Source organism: Ancylobacter sp. (assembly GCF_965279025.1).
In the GTDB taxonomy this organism is placed as follows: Bacteria; Pseudomonadota; Alphaproteobacteria; order Rhizobiales; family Xanthobacteraceae; genus Ancylobacter.
Window position 1 is genome coordinate 150,203 of sequence record NZ_OZ257132.1, and the last position, 14,144, is coordinate 164,346.

Genomic DNA, 14,144 nt, shown 5'->3' on the forward strand with positions numbered 1-14,144 from the left:
GGGTGAACCATTATCGCGGCTGTTTCAAGACCCGCGACGCAAGTCGCGGTATCAGGTGCCGCCGCGCAGGCTTTCCAGTACCTCGCCGCTCGCCATTCCGTCCGGCGGCAGTCCCGCCGCCACCTGATAGTCGCGTACCGCCGCCCGCGTCTGCGCGCCGATGGCGCCGTCATGCGCGCCGACATCGTAGCCGCGCGAGGCCAGGCGCTTCTGCAGCTCCGAACGCTCGTTGCGGGACAGCGCCCGCTGATCATCCGGCCAGGGCTGCACGAAGGGCCCGCCGCCGCGCAGGCGGTCGGCAAGGTGCCCGATGGCGAGCGCATAGGCGTCGGCCGGGTTGTAGCTGAGGATGGCCTTGAAATTGTCGGTCATCAGGAAGGCCGGGCCCTTGGCACCAGCGGGCAGGAGCAAATAGGCCGTTTCGTTGGCGTCCGGCATCGCCCGCCCCTCGGGGCGCTGAACCCCGAGCGCCGCCCATTCGCGCATCGGCTTGCGGACATTCTTGTCGGCGAGGAGATAATCGAAGCGCCGGGGAAGCACGACCTCGTATCCCCAGCTGCGCCCCGCCTGCCAGCCACCGCGCTTCAGCTTGTTGGCAGTCGAGCCCATGGCGTCGGCCACCGAATCGACGACGTTGCGATGCCCGTCGCCGTCGAAATCCACCGCGTCGCGCTGGAAGGCGGTGGGCATGAACTGGGTGAGGCCGAAGGCGCCGGCCCAGGAGCCGCGCAGATGCGTTTCGGGAATGTCGCCCCGGTCGACAATGCGCAGCGCGGCGACGAACTCGTCGCGGAAATAGGCCTTGCGGCGACCGACGCAGGCAAGCGTGCCCGTCGCCTCGATCACCGGATAGGAGCCGCGGGCGCTGCCGTAATTGGTCTCGATGCCCCAGATCGCCGCCACCACATAGCGGTCGACGCCATAGGTACGCTCCACCTGCGCGAACACGGCGGCGTTCTGCGCCATCGCCTCGCGGCCCTTGCGGATGCGGGTCTCGGAAACCAGCATGGTCACGTAGTCGCCGGCGGTGCGGGTGAATTCGGGCTGCGTCTGCAGCTTGTCCATGATGCCCATGTCCGGCTTCAGGCCGGCGGTGTAGCGTCGGAACCCGGCGGCCGAGACGCCGGCCGCGCGCGCCTTCGGCTCCAGCGCGGCGATGCAGCGGCTGAAATTCGCCTCGTCGCGGGCAAGAGCGGCGGGGGTCATGTCGGGATGGCCGGACGTGGAGGCCGGGGCGGCGGGGCGTGCCTGGGCCACGGGGCGCGGCGCGGTGGCGCGCGCCTGCGCCGGCGGCGCGGCGAAGGCGCCGGTGATGTCGTTCGAACCTGCGCAGCCGGCGAGGCCGAAGCAGACAATGGCGACGCCGGCAATGATGCCGGCATGCCCCCGGCCGGAGGCCGTGCGATGACTCATGACGCAACCCTAACGCAATTCAGGGCGATGATTAGGCAGGCCACGTGGTTTCGAGGCCGTTAACGCCACGGAATCTTCCCAAACGTCAGGCACTCCCGCCGTCGGTAAAAAATGAATGCCGTATCCGAACCTATTCGGTCATGTCAGCGTTATCCCGCCGGTGCATTGCCGGGAGCGAAGCGTTAAGCTCGCTACGTTACCAATTTCGCTCTTTCTGTCTGAACCTGCGTCATCAAAAGCGGCATATCTCCCCGATGGTAAAACCTATCCGCAAAGCGATCCTCCCCGTCGCCGGCCTCGGCACGCGGTTTCTGCCGGCCACCAAGGCCGTCCCGAAGGAAATGCTGACGGTGGTGGACCGCCCCGTCGTCCAGCATGTGGTGGACGAGGCCCGCGCGGCCGGCATCGAGCACATTGTCTTCGTGACCGGACGCAACAAGGGCGTCATCGAGGATCATTTCGATCGCCAATACGAGCTCGAAGACACGCTGCAGGAACGCGGCAAGATCCAGATGCTGGAGCGGCTGCGCGAGGAGACCATGGGTCCCGGCGCCACCAGCTTCACCCGCCAGCAATTGCCGCTCGGTCTCGGCCACGCGGTGTGGTGCGCGCGCGACATCATCGGCAACGAGCCCTTCGCGCTGCTGCTCCCCGACATGCTGCACAAGGCCAATAACGGCATGGGATGCCTCGCCCAGATGGCCGCGGCCTATGCGCGGACCGGCGGCGGCAACCATCTCGCGGTCTATGAAGTGCCGAGCGAGCAGACCGACCAATACGGCATTGTCGGCCTCGGCGAGGAAATGGCCGAGGGCGTGCACAAGATCGCCCGCATGGTTGAGAAGCCTAAACGGGACGTCGCGCCCTCCAACCTCGCCATTTCGGGCCGCTACATCCTGCAGCCGGAGATTTTCGATCTCCTCGCCACCCAGGAGCGGGGTGCCGGCAACGAAATCCAGCTCACCGACTCCATGCTGAAGCTGGCGCAGACGCAGGAATTCTACAGCGTCACCTTTGACGGCGCGATCTATGACTGCGGCTCCAAGCTCGGCTTCCTGATGGCCAACGTCGCCTATGCGCTGGACAACCCGGAAATCTCCGGCACCTTCCGCCCCGAGCTCGACGCGCTGCTGGCCAAGAGCTGACAGAGCGGGAGCGGACGGGCCGGAAGCTGACGGGCCGGGAGCTGAACCGCCGTCGGCACGCCATATGAAAAGGGCGCCTCGCGGCGCCCTTTTGGCTTGTTCGGCGCGGCGATCACGCGCGCCAGAAGTCGGCCGCCCCTTCCGGCAGTGTCCCCAGCAGCCTGTCGAACGCCTCAGTGTCCACATGCCGGCGTAGCGCCCGGGCAACGTCGACGAGGCAGGTGTCGGGCGCGAAATTATGGTGCTGGCGCAGCGCCTGCACCTCCCGCGTCAGGCTCGCCCGGTCGGTGAAGGGCAGGACCGGCTCGGCGAGGTCCCAGCGCGCGACAAAGATGGCGCGCACGAGCGGCGGCAACGTATCGGCAAAGTGCAGCGCCTGCTGCACCTTCAGCCGGCGGCGGAACGTGCGAAGCACACCCTCGACCATCGTGTAGGTCTGATTGCGGGTGGTGAGGCCCGATCCGTCGCGGGCATCGGCGAGAAACCGCTCGAAATCATCCGATGCGTGCTGCAGTTCCATCGGTATTGGCATGCGCGGTTTGCCTTCCCTCATGCAAGAAGGGCCCCGGCGAGGGGCCCTTCGGTGGTTCTGAACGATCACAAAGGCGAACGGGACCCGGTCGTCAGGCGGCTTCGTCCACCGTGCGGGCGCGGGTGTCGAACAGCAGTTCGTTCGCCCCGCGCTCCACCCGCACCGCGTCGCCATCCTTCACCGTGCCCGCGAGGATGCGGCCGGCCAGCGGGTCCTGCAGCAGCTTCTGGATGACCCGCTTGAGCGGGCGCGCACCATAGGCCGGGTCGTAGCCCTTCTCGGCAAGGAAGTCCCGCGCCTCGGGGGTGATCTCCAGCGCGATCTTGCGCTCCTCCAGCAGCTTCTCCAACCGCTTGACCTGAATGTCGACGATGGCGCCCATCTGGTCGCGGCGCAGCCGGTGGAACAGGACGATCTCGTCGACCCGGTTGAGGAATTCCGGGCGGAAGTGCGAACGCACCACCCCCATCACTTCCTCGCGCACCGCCTCGCTGTCCTCGCCGTCGGGCTGGTTCACCAGATATTCGGCGCCCAGATTCGAGGTCATGATGATCAGCGTGTTGCGGAAATCGACCGTGCGGCCCTGCCCGTCCGTCAGCCGCCCATCGTCCAGCACCTGCAGGAGGACGTTGAACACGTCCGGATGCGCCTTCTCGATCTCGTCGAACAGCACCACCTGGTAGGGCCGGCGCCGCACCGCCTCGGTGAGGGCGCCGCCCTCCTCATAGCCGACATAGCCGGGAGGCGCGCCGATGAGCCGGGCGACCGAGTGCTTCTCCATGTATTCCGACATGTCGAGGCGCACGAGCGCGGTGTCGTCGTCGAACAGGAACGAGGCCAGCGCCTTGGTCAGCTCGGTCTTGCCGACGCCGGTGGGGCCGAGGAAGATGAACGAGCCGATCGGCCGGTGCGGGTCCTGAAGCCCGGCCCGCGCGCGGCGGACCGCAGTCGAGACGGCCTCCACGGCCTCCTTCTGGCCGACCACACGCTTGGACAGCATGTCCTCCATGCGCAGCAGCTTCTCCTTCTCGCCCTCCAGCATCTTGTCGACGGGAACGCCGGTCCAGCGCGAGACGACGCCGGCGATGTGGTCGGGCGTCACCGCCTCCTCCACCATGCCGGCGGCCTTGGAGCCGTCATGCGCCTCCACCTCGGCGAGCTTCTTCTCCAGCGCCGGGATGGTGCCATAGGCGAGCTCGCCCGCCTTCTGGTACTCGCCCGAGCGCTGGGCGATGGCGAGGTCGGCGCGCGCCTTCTCGAGATCGCTCTTGATCTTCTGCGCGTCGCCCAGCTTCTCCTTCTCCGCCTTCCAGCGCGAGGTGATGGAGGCAGACTGCTCCTCGAGATTGGCGAGTTCCTTTTCCAGCTTCTTCAGCCGGTCCTTGGAGCCGGAATCGCTTTCCTTCTTCAGCGCCTCCTGCTCGATGCGCAGGCGCACGATCTCGCGGTCGATGCTGTCGAGTTCCTCGGGCTTGGAATCCACCTGCATGCGCAGGCGCGAGGAGGCCTCGTCGACGAGGTCGATCGCCTTGTCGGGCAGGAAACGGTCGGTGATGTAGCGGTTCGACAGCGTCGCCGCCGCCACCAGCGCGGAATCAGTGATGCGCACGCCGTGATGCAGCTCGTACTTCTCCTTGATGCCGCGAAGGATGGAGATGGTATCCTCCACCGTCGGCTCTGCGACGAAGACAGGCTGGAAGCGGCGGGCGAGCGCGGCGTCCTTCTCGATATATTTGCGGTACTCGTCGAGCGTGGTAGCGCCGACGCAGTGCAGCTCCCCGCGCGCCAGAGCCGGCTTGAGCAGGTTCGAGGCGTCCATGGCGCCTTCGGTCTTGCCGGCACCGACAAGGGTGTGCAGCTCGTCGATGAACAGGATGATGCCGCCGTCGGCCGCCTGCACTTCCGACAGCACGCTCTTCAGCCGCTCCTCGAACTCGCCGCGATATTTCGCGCCGGCGATGAGCGAACCCATGTCGAGCGAGAGCAGGCTCTTTTCCTTGAGGCTCTCGGGTACGTCGCCATCGACGATGCGCAAAGCCAGACCCTCGACGATCGCCGTCTTGCCGACGCCGGGCTCGCCGATGAGCACCGGATTGTTCTTGGTGCGGCGGGACAGCACCTGGATGGTGCGGCGGATTTCCTCGTCGCGACCGATCACCGGGTCGAGCTTGCCCTCGCGGGCCGCCTCGGTGAGGTCGCGGGCATATTTCTTCAGCGCGTCATAGGCGTTCTCGGCCGTGGCGCTGTCGGCCGTGCGGCCCTTGCGCAGCGTCTCGATGGCGGCATTGATCTTCTGCGGCGTGGCACCGGCCTTGGCGAGAATCTTGCCCGCCTCGCTGTCCTTTTCCAGCGCGAGGGCCAGCAGCAGCCGCTCAACGGTGACATAGCCGTCGCCGGCCTTCTTCGCCGCCTGCTCGGCCGCCTCGAAGACGCGCGCCATGGCCGGCGCGAGATAGACCTGCCCGGCACCGGAACCCTGCACCTTGGGCAGCTTCTTCAGCGCCGCCTCGGTATCGGCGAGCACGATGCGGGCATCGCCGCCGCTGCGGGTGATCAGGCCCGCGCACAGGCCCTCCGGGTCATCGAGAAGCACCTTGAGCAGATGCTCGGGCGTGAACTGCTGGTTGCCCTCACGCAGGGCAAGCGACTGGGCGGACTGGACAAATCCGCGCGCGCGCTCGGTGTATATCTCGAAATTCATGTCTCAAAGCCTCCTGGCCCCCCGTCCGCCCGGAACGGCACGAACGGTCACGTGGGACGACGGCGCCCGTATCCCGGCCACCGCAACGGATCCCGTTGTGGCGATCCGTCCGTCTTCATGTAGTGTGGCTTATCGGCAACGGAAGGGCGTTGCGCAGCATCAAGCGCGGATTTTCCTCACGCACCCGCCGGCTCGGGCAGCGGCACGGTTCCGCCACGGCGTGAGCCGGTTCCACCCGGGCAACCGCCGATGAAGTAGGCGCCGGCCGCGAGCAGCGCCACGCCGCCCAGCACGAGGAAGGCGGTGGGGTAGCCGAGTTGCTGCGCCACCACGCCGCCGAGCAGGGTGGAGAGGGAGGCGCCGATGCCCTGCGCGGTCATCACGAAGCCCAGCCCGAAATTGAAGCGCCCGGACCCGGCGAGGATGCGCGCCACCACGCCGGGAGTCGCCACGCCGAGCAGGCCGGCGCCGACGCCGTCCAGAAGCTGGACCGGAACGAGCGCCCAGAACGCCCCGTAATGCACCGCCGCCGCCGCGATGACGCCGCGAACAGGCAGCGCCGCCAGCGCCAGCAGCAGGACGAGGCGGTAGCCGCGCTGCTGGCCCAGCTTCGCCGCGATCAGCGCCATCGGTATCATTGCCGCCTGCGCCACCACCACGGTGGTCGCGGTGAGCGCGCTGGGGTCGGCGCCGGCGGTCGCCACCATGGCCTGGCCGAACAGCGGCAGCATCGCCGCATTGCCCAGATGGAACAGGCCGAAGGTGATCGCCGCCGTGACCAGTGCCGGCTCGCGCAGCAGCCCGCCAATGCTTTCCCGGCCGGGCCGGGCCTCGCCGGCCACCGTCGGTGTCGAAGCGCCGCCCCGCGCCGCTTCGTGGTCGATGGCGTCGGCCGGAATCATCAGCGCGGACAGGGCGCCGAGCACCGCCATGGCGCCGAGCAGCGCGAACACCGCGGGCAGCCCGAACCACCAGCCGAGCACGCCGGCCAGCACCGCGGCAAGGATGTTGCCGGCGTGGTTGAAGGCTTCGTTGCGGCCCAGCTGGTGGTCGAAGCCCGCCGGCCCGACCAGCCCGAGCGTGAGGCCGGCAATGGCCGGCAGCAGCACAGCGGCAGCGATGCCGTTGACCGCCTGCGCCACCGCCACCGCGCCGAAATTGGGCAAAGCCAGGATGGTCATCGACGCGGCGAGAATCGCCGCCGAACCGATGACGATGATTGCCCGCTTGGCCCGGCTGGCATCGACGAGCGCGCCCATCGGCATGGTGGCGGCCATGCCGGCGAGGCCGCCCAGCGTCATGACGAGGCCGATCTCGGAGGGGCTCCAGCTCTTTTCCTGCAGGAACACGCCGAGAAACGGCCCGAGCCCGTCACGCACATCCGCGAGGAACAGGTTCAGCGCCGCAAGTGCCGCGAGCGGGGAGAGCAACGCGACCGTGGAGGGCGATGAGCGCATGGGCGACAATCCTGAGGTGATATCGCACCGATAAGTCGCCGCCGCTCGGCCGGTTCCGGCCGGGTCGCGTCATTTTGCTGGTGGCGTCACGCTAGGCTTCCGGCCGCCGCTGCGCCAGCATCATGTAGTTGACCGAAAGGTCACCGGAGCGGCGCCAGTCATTGGCCAGCGGGTTGAACACCACGCCCTCGCGAGCGACCACCTCAAGGCCCCCGGCCTCCAGCGCGCCCTGCAATTCCTCCGGGGTGACGAAGCGCTTCCAGTCATGCGTGCCTTTCGGCAGCCAGCCCAGCACATATTCGGCGCCGACGATGGCGAGGGCGAAGGAGCGCTTGGTGCGGTTCAGCGTCGCGGCAAACAGCAGGCCGCCCGGCTTCACCATCTCCGCCGCGCGGGAGAGGAACAGGTCGACATCGGCCACATGCTCCACCACCTCCATCGCCATCACCACGTCGAATCGCTCGCCGGTATCGGCCAGCGCCTCGGCGGTGGTCGCGCGGTAGTCGACGGCGACGCCGCTCTCTTCGGCGTGCAGCGCGGCGATGCGTACATTGCGTTCGGCCGGATCGATGCCGACCACCGACGCGCCCATGCGGGCCAGCGGCTCGCTGAGCAGGCCGCCGCCGCAGCCGATGTCGAGAAGGCGCAGCCCCTCGAGCGCGCGGATGTCGCGCGGGTCGCGGCCGAAATGGGCGGTGATCTTCTCGCGCAGCCAGGCCAGCCGAACCGGGTTGAACGTGTGCAGCACGCGCATCTTGCCGCGCGGGTTCCACCATTCGGCGGCGAGTGCGGCGAAGCGCTCGACCTCGCGCGGATCGACGGTGGTGGCGGTTGCGGTCATCGACGCCTCGTCTTCGCTCGGCCATGCCGAGAGGGATTCCAAGCTCGCGCGACGGCGTTGCGGGCGCGGCGCGAGGTGGATATGTATACGCGCCTTTTGGGCCGGGAGCCCACCTCCTCCCGCCCGGCCCCACAGAAGAACACGGTACGGTTTCCCGCAATGGCACGTCTGGTGATGAAGTTCGGCGGCACGTCGGTCGCCAACATTGAGCGCATTCGAATCGTCGCGCGGCACGTCAAACGGGAAGTGGAGGCCGGCCACCAGGTTGCCGTCGTGGTGTCCGCCATGGCCGGAAAGACCAATGAATTGGTCGGCTGGTGCCGCGAGGCCGCCATGCTGCACGACGCGCGCGAATATGACGCCCTCGTCGCTTCCGGCGAACAGGTGACCTCGGGCCTGCTGGCCATCGTGCTGCAGGACATGGGCATTCCGGCCCGCTCCTGGCTCGGCTGGCAGCTCCCCATCTCCACCGACGATTCGCATGGCGCCGCGCGCATTCTCGACGTGAATGGCGAGGAGATCATCAATCGCTTCGCGCAGGGCGAAGTGGCTGTTATCGCCGGGTTCCAGGGCATCCATTTGCCGTCCGGCCGCCTCACCACGCTCGGGCGCGGCGGCTCGGACACCAGCGCGGTGGCGGTCGCCGCCGGCATCAAGGCCGACCGCTGCGACATCTATACCGACGTCGACGGCGTCTACACCACCGATCCGCGCATCGTTCCCAAGGCGCGCCGGCTGGAGAAGGTCGCCTTCGAGGAAATGCTGGAAATGGCGTCGCTCGGCGCCAAGGTTCTTCAGGTGCGCTCGGTCGAGCTCGCCATGGTACACAAGGTGCGTACCTTCGTGCGCTCCAGCTTCACCGATCCGGACGCCCCGGAACTCAAGACCGCCGGCGACCCGCCCGGCACACTGATTTGCGACGAGGAGGAAATCGTGGAGAGTGAAGTCGTCACCGGCATCGCCTTCGCCCGGGACGAAGCCCAGGTCAGCATCCGTCACGTGCCGGACCAGCCCGGCATCGCGGCCAATGTGTTCGTGCCGCTCGCGGAAGCAAACATCAATGTCGACATGATCGTCCAGAATATCTCGGCCGAGGGCTTCACCGACATCACCTTCACCGTGCCGACCGCCGATTTCGAGCGCGCCAAGGCGGCGCTCTCCGCCGTGCGCGACGAGATCGGCTTCCAGAGCATCGAGGGCGCCACGGATGTCGTGAAGGTCTCGATCATCGGCATCGGCATGCGTTCGCACGCCGGCGTCGCGGCGCGCGCCTTCAAGGCCCTGTCCGAGCGCGGCATCAACATCCGCGCCATCTCCACCTCCGAGATCAAGATCTCGGTGCTGATCGACGCCGCCTATACCGAGCTTGCCGTGCGAACGCTGCATTCGGTATACGGGCTGGACGCCTGACGTCAGGCAACGACGCGGCGCGAGTCGCGCCGACTTAGGTAAAGCTCCGGGACAGCGGCTCCCGGAAACCGAGGACGGCCAATGCGTGGCGCGCTCGGCGGCCCGCGCGTGCTTTTGAGGCGTCTCCGCGAGGTCATGGCGGAGCCGGTGAGCGCGCAGGACCGCCTCGACAAGATCGTGGTACTGATCGCGGCCAACATGGTGGCCGAGGTGTGCTCGGTCTATGTGCTGCGCGTCGACGGCACGCTTGAGCTCTACGCCACCGAGGGCCTGAACCGCACCGCCGTGCATCTGACGGTGATGCGCATCGACGAAGGCCTGGTGGGCACCGTCGCCCGCGAGGCAGAGCCGATCAGCCTGTCCAACGCCCAGGCGCATCCCGCCTTCTCCTACCGGCCGGAGACGGGCGAGGAAATCTACCACTCCTTCCTCGGCGTGCCGATCCTGCGGGCCGGCAACACGCTCGGCGTGCTGGTGGTGCAGAACCGCGCCCACCGCTCCTATACCGAGGAGGAGATCGAGGCCCTCCAGACCACCGCGATGGTGCTGGCCGAGATCATCGCCTCGGGCGAACTCACCGCCATGGCGCTGCCCGGCGCCGAGCCGGCCGCCCGCCGGCCGCTGCACCTCAAGGGGCTCGCGCTTTCGGAAGGCATCGGCCTCGGCCACGTGGTGCTGCACGAGCCGCGTATCGAGGTCACCAAGGTCATCGCCGACGACCTGCCCGCCGAGCTGAAGCGCATCGACGGGGCGGTGGAGACGCTGCGCGCCTCGATCGACACGATGCTGGCGGACGAGGGCGTCGCCCGCGTCGGCGAGCACCGCGAGATCCTCGAAGCCTACCGCATGTTCGCCCATGATCGCGGCTGGATCGGCCGCATGCGCGAGGCAGTCATGACCGGCCTCACCGCCGAGGGTGCGGTGGAGCGCGTGCAGTCGGACACCCGCGCCCGCATGCTGCGCATGACCGATCCCTATCTGCGCGAGCGGATGCACGATCTCGACGATCTGGCCAACCGCCTGCTGCGCCAGCTCACCGGCCGCTCCGCCGGCTCGGACCATGATCGGCTGCCCGACAATGCGGTCATCGTCGCCCGCAACATGAGCCCGGCGGCGCTGCTGGACTATGACCGCACCCGCATTCGCGGCCTTGTGCTCGAAGAAGGCGCGGCCACCAGCCATCTCACCATCGTCGCCCGGGCGCTCGGCATCTCCGCCGTCGGCCACATGGAGAATGTCGTCGGCCAGGTCGACGCCGGCGACGCCGTCATCGTCGATGGCGTCAGCGGCGAGGTGCATATCCGCCCGCCCGCCGAGGTCGAGAACGCCTATGCCGACAAGGTGCGGTTCCGTGCCAAGCGGCTGGAGCGCTATGCCGCGCTGCGCGATGTGCCGACCGTCACCAGGGATGGCATCCCGATCGAGCTGCACCTCAATGCCGGCCTGCTCGTCGACCTGCCGCATATCGAGGAGACCGGCGCGACCGGCATCGGCCTGTTCCGCACCGAACTGCAGTTCATGATCGCCTCCGCCTTTCCGCGCACCAATGAGCAGCTCAAGCTCTACCGCTCGGTGCTGGACGCGGCGGGCGAACGCCCGGTGGTGTTCCGCACCCTCGACATCGGCGGCGACAAGGTGCTGCCCTATATGCGGGCGATCGAGGAGGAGAACCCGGCGCTGGGCTGGCGCGCGATCCGCCTCGGCCTCGACCGGCCCGGCCTGCTGCGCAGTCAGATCCGCGCGCTGCTGCGCGCCGCCACCGGCCGCGAGCTGCGCCTCATCTTTCCAATGGTGTCGGCGGTGGAGGAATATGACCGCGCCCACCATATCGTCGAGCGCGAGCTGACCCATCTGCGCCGGCACGGCCACGGCCTGCCCGAGCGGGTGCTGGTGGGGGTGATGCTGGAAGTGCCGGCCCTGCTGTTCCAGCTCGACCTGCTGTTCAGCCGGGTGGACTTCGCCTCCGTCGGCTCCAACGACCTCGTGCAGTTCCTCTACGCCGCCGATCGCGGCAATTCGCGCGTCGCCGACCGCTTCGACCCGCTGGCCCCGGCGGCGCTGCGGGCGCTGAAGATGATCATCGACAAGGCCGCCGAATACGGCAAGCCGGTGACGCTGTGCGGCGAGCTGGCCTCGCGCCCGCTGGAAGCGCTGGCGCTGGCCGCCATCGGCTATCGCAAGCTGTCCGTCTCGCCGGCGTCCTATGGGCCGGTGAAGGCGATGCTGCTGGAGCTCGATCTCGCGGCCGCCTCCGCCTTTGTCGCGCCGCTTCTGGGCATCACCGGCGAAGTACACTCGCTGCGCCCGCAACTCGCCGCCTTCGCCCAGAAGGCGGGCCTGCCGCTGTGAGTGCCGCTACGTGACCGCCCTGCCCGATGCCCGGCTCGACCAGTTGCTCGCCCGCCACGCGGAGATCGAGCATGCGCTGTCGGGAAGCCCGGAGGCGGAAACCTATGTCCGCCTGTCGCGCGAATTCGCCGACCTTTCCCCCCTTGTTGAACGCGTGAAGGAATTGCGGCGCGCCGAGCGCCAGCTCAGCGAGGCCCGCACCCTTGCTGCCGACACGGCGGGCGACCGCGAGATGGCGGCCATGGCGCAGGAAGAGGCGCACACGCTGGAGGAGGAGGTCGAAACCCTCTCCCGCGCGGTGCGGCTCGCCTTGCTGCCCAAGGACGCGATGGATGAGCGCGGCGTCATCCTCGAAGTGCGCGGCGGCACGGGCGGCGACGAGGCGGCGCTGTTCGCGGGCGACCTGTTCCGCATGTATGAGCGCTTCGCCGCCCTCAATGGCTGGTCGGTCGAGGTGCTGTCGATGACCGAGGGCGGCGCCGGCGGCTTCAAGGAAATCGTCGCCGGGCTGCACGGCAGCGGCGCCTATGCCAAGCTCAAATTCGAATCCGGCGTCCACCGCGTGCAGCGCGTGCCGGACACCGAAGCCTCCGGGCGTATCCACACCTCCGCCGCGACGGTGGCGGTGCTGCCCGAGGTCGAGGATGTCGACATCGACATCAATGAGAGCGACCTGCGCATCGACGTGTTCCGCGCCTCCGGCGCCGGCGGCCAGCACGTCAACAAGACCGAGAGCGCGGTGCGCATCACCCATATTCCCACCGGCACCGTCGTCGCGGTGCAGGACGAGCGCTCGCAGCACAAGAACAAGGCCCGCGCCATGGGCATGCTGCGGGCGAAGATCTACGAGGCCGAGCGCGAGAAGCGCGACAGCGCGCGCGCCAATGAGCGCAAGGTGCAGGTCGGCTCCGGCGACCGTTCCGAGCGCATCCGCACCTATAATTTCCCGCAGGCGCGCGTCACCGACCACCGCATCGGCCTCACCCTGCACAAGCTGCCGGAGATCCTCGCCGGCGACGCGCTGGGCGAACTCGTCGACGCGCTGACGACCGAATATCAGGCGGCACTGCTCGCCGAGGCGGAAAGCAGCGGCTGGGGCGAACGGTGATTTCCCGCGGCGACCTCCTGCGCGAGATTGCCGCAGGCTTTGCCGCGGCAGAGATGGAAGTGCCCGACCGGGAGGCACGCGCGCTGCTCAAGCTGGGCCTCCATCTCACGGATCTCGACCTCGTCGCCCGTGCCGAGACACCCGTGGCGGATGACGACGCCGAGGCGATGCGCGTGCTGGCGGGCCGCCGCCGGAACGGTGAACCGCTCGCCCGGCTGGTGGGGCGGCGCGAGTTCTGGAGCCTCGACTTCACGCTGGCGCCCGAGACGCTGGTGCCGCGCCCGGAGACCGAAACGCTGGTCGAGGCGGTGCTCGCCCTCTACCCCGAACGGCATGCTCCGCTGCGCATCCTCGATCTCGGCACCGGCAGCGGCGCCCTGCTCGCGGCGCTTCTGAGCGAGTATCCGTCCGCGCGCGGCCTCGGCGTGGACCTGTCGCTGGGGGCGGCCCGGCAGGCGCGGAAAAACCTTGTGGCATTGGGGCTTGGCGCCCGCTCGATGGTGATCGTCGGGTGCTGGGCGGAGGCGCTCGGCGGGGGCTTCGATCTCGTGGTCTCCAATCCGCCTTATATTCCCAGCACCGATATCGCGGCGCTCGACCGGGAGGTGCGCGAACACGACCCGCTTCTCGCCCTGGATGGGGGCCCGCGAGGCCTCGACGCCTACCGCGTCCTCGCACGCGCCCTGCCCGGCCTGCTTGTCCCGGGCGGACGTGCGGTGCTGGAACTCGGGATCGGGCAGGAAGAGGATGTGGCGGCGCTGCTTGCTGCGGCCGGACTTCCCGCCGACGGTGCCGCCCGGCGCGACCTCGCCGGAATCGCACGCGCCATCGTGACCGGGCCGGCCCGGCTTTGATGGCAGTGCAGCAAAAAAGGGCTTGGAACGAGATACCGAACCGATTAGTGTCGTCTGTAGGAATCGTCCTGAGACATCATCTGCCTTTTGGTGATTTGACTGCCGGTCGCTCCTCGACCCGAGCGGCCGTGCTCGTCGCCGGCAGACGCATTCTGAACCTTTCGGAAGGCCGGGATGCAAACCGTTTCAAAGGGGCGAACGCTCCAAGAGTTTATCAGCGCGGTTTCGGTTGCGCGATGAAACATGGGGTCGGCTGCAGCGCAAAAGCGCGCGCCGGGTCCAGGCCGGAGAAATGCGGCCAGGACGGATCGTTGTCGGCATGGCCGGCGGCGAA

The 14,144-nt window shown here is 68.3% G+C and carries 10 protein-coding genes; 5 read left to right on the forward strand and 5 right to left on the reverse strand.

Going from position 1 to position 14,144, the window contains the following annotated elements; genetic code table 11:
• Positions 1-51: 51 nt before the first annotated feature.
• A complete protein-coding gene (locus tag ACQY76_RS00670; RefSeq protein ID WP_428031005.1) occupies positions 52-1,413 on the reverse strand; it encodes a lytic murein transglycosylase in 1,362 nt (453 codons plus the stop codon).
• A 254-nt stretch (positions 1,414-1,667) separates the two neighbouring features.
• Here ACQY76_RS00670 and ACQY76_RS00675 point away from each other — a divergent pair, with 254 nt between their 5' ends.
• Positions 1,668-2,558 carry a UTP--glucose-1-phosphate uridylyltransferase gene (locus ACQY76_RS00675; RefSeq protein ID WP_428031006.1) on the forward strand — a complete coding sequence of 297 codons (891 nt, stop codon included), beginning with the start codon at positions 1,668-1,670 and terminating at the stop codon, positions 2,556-2,558.
• Positions 2,559-2,670: 112 nt separating this feature from the next.
• Here the strand turns inward: ACQY76_RS00675 and ACQY76_RS00680 are convergent, their stop codons facing one another.
• The 4 genes from ACQY76_RS00680 to ubiG form a co-directional block, all read right to left on the reverse strand.
• On the reverse strand, positions 2,671-3,090 hold the full coding sequence (locus ACQY76_RS00680; RefSeq protein ID WP_428031007.1) for a DUF2267 domain-containing protein: 420 nt from the start codon (positions 3,088-3,090) through the stop codon (positions 2,671-2,673).
• Between the two features lie 91 nt (positions 3,091-3,181).
• Positions 3,182-5,791, reverse strand: coding sequence for an ATP-dependent chaperone ClpB (clpB, locus tag ACQY76_RS00685; protein ID WP_428031008.1), 2,610 nt, complete (start codon positions 5,789-5,791; stop codon positions 3,182-3,184).
• A gap of 176 nt (positions 5,792-5,967) precedes the next feature.
• Positions 5,968-7,248 carry an MFS transporter gene (locus ACQY76_RS00690; RefSeq protein WP_428031009.1) on the reverse strand — a complete coding sequence of 427 codons (1,281 nt, stop codon included), beginning with the start codon at positions 7,246-7,248 and terminating at the stop codon, positions 5,968-5,970.
• A gap of 91 nt (positions 7,249-7,339) precedes the next feature.
• Positions 7,340-8,089, reverse strand: a complete 750-nt coding sequence (gene ubiG, locus ACQY76_RS00695; RefSeq protein ID WP_428031010.1) for a bifunctional 2-polyprenyl-6-hydroxyphenol methylase/3-demethylubiquinol 3-O-methyltransferase UbiG — start codon at positions 8,087-8,089, stop codon at positions 7,340-7,342.
• A 159-nt stretch (positions 8,090-8,248) separates the two neighbouring features.
• On the opposite strand from ubiG, the gene ACQY76_RS00700 reads away from it, so the two are divergent.
• The 4 genes from ACQY76_RS00700 (at position 8,249) to prmC (ending at position 13,810) form a co-directional block, all read left to right on the forward strand.
• On the forward strand, positions 8,249-9,499 hold the full coding sequence (locus ACQY76_RS00700; RefSeq protein WP_428031011.1) for an aspartate kinase: 1,251 nt from the start codon (positions 8,249-8,251) through the stop codon (positions 9,497-9,499).
• 81 nt (positions 9,500-9,580) lie between these two features.
• Complete coding sequence (gene ptsP / locus ACQY76_RS00705) at positions 9,581-11,848, forward strand: phosphoenolpyruvate--protein phosphotransferase (protein ID WP_428031012.1); 2,268 nt, start codon at positions 9,581-9,583, stop codon at positions 11,846-11,848.
• A gap of 10 nt (positions 11,849-11,858) precedes the next feature.
• Positions 11,859-12,956, forward strand: a complete 1,098-nt coding sequence (gene prfA, locus ACQY76_RS00710; protein WP_428031013.1) for a peptide chain release factor 1 — start codon at positions 11,859-11,861, stop codon at positions 12,954-12,956.
• 53 nt (positions 12,957-13,009) lie between these two features.
• On the forward strand, positions 13,010-13,810 hold the full coding sequence (gene prmC / locus ACQY76_RS00715) for a peptide chain release factor N(5)-glutamine methyltransferase (protein ID WP_428032902.1): 801 nt from the start codon (positions 13,010-13,012) through the stop codon (positions 13,808-13,810).
• The last annotated feature ends 334 nt before the right edge of the window (positions 13,811-14,144 follow it).

What these genes read in the sequence shown, in the direction of transcription:
- ACQY76_RS00670 (WP_428031005.1), bottom strand. Translation starts at nt 1,413, where the DNA reads ATGAGTCATCGCACGGCCTCCGGCCGGGGGCATGCCGGCATCATTGCC.
- ACQY76_RS00675 (WP_428031006.1), top strand. Translation starts at nt 1,668, where the DNA reads ATGGTAAAACCTATCCGCAAAGCGATCCTCCCCGTCGCCGGCCTCGGC.
- ACQY76_RS00680 (WP_428031007.1), bottom strand. Translation starts at nt 3,090, where the DNA reads ATGCCAATACCGATGGAACTGCAGCACGCATCGGATGATTTCGAGCGG.
- clpB (WP_428031008.1), bottom strand. Translation starts at nt 5,791, where the DNA reads ATGAATTTCGAGATATACACCGAGCGCGCGCGCGGATTTGTCCAGTCC.
- ACQY76_RS00690 (WP_428031009.1), bottom strand. Translation starts at nt 7,248, where the DNA reads ATGCGCTCATCGCCCTCCACGGTCGCGTTGCTCTCCCCGCTCGCGGCA.
- ubiG (WP_428031010.1), bottom strand. Translation starts at nt 8,089, where the DNA reads ATGACCGCAACCGCCACCACCGTCGATCCGCGCGAGGTCGAGCGCTTC.
- ACQY76_RS00700 (WP_428031011.1), top strand. Translation starts at nt 8,249, where the DNA reads ATGGCACGTCTGGTGATGAAGTTCGGCGGCACGTCGGTCGCCAACATT.
- ptsP (WP_428031012.1), top strand. Translation starts at nt 9,581, where the DNA reads ATGCGTGGCGCGCTCGGCGGCCCGCGCGTGCTTTTGAGGCGTCTCCGC.
- prmC (WP_428032902.1), top strand. Translation starts at nt 13,010, where the DNA reads ATGGAAGTGCCCGACCGGGAGGCACGCGCGCTGCTCAAGCTGGGCCTC.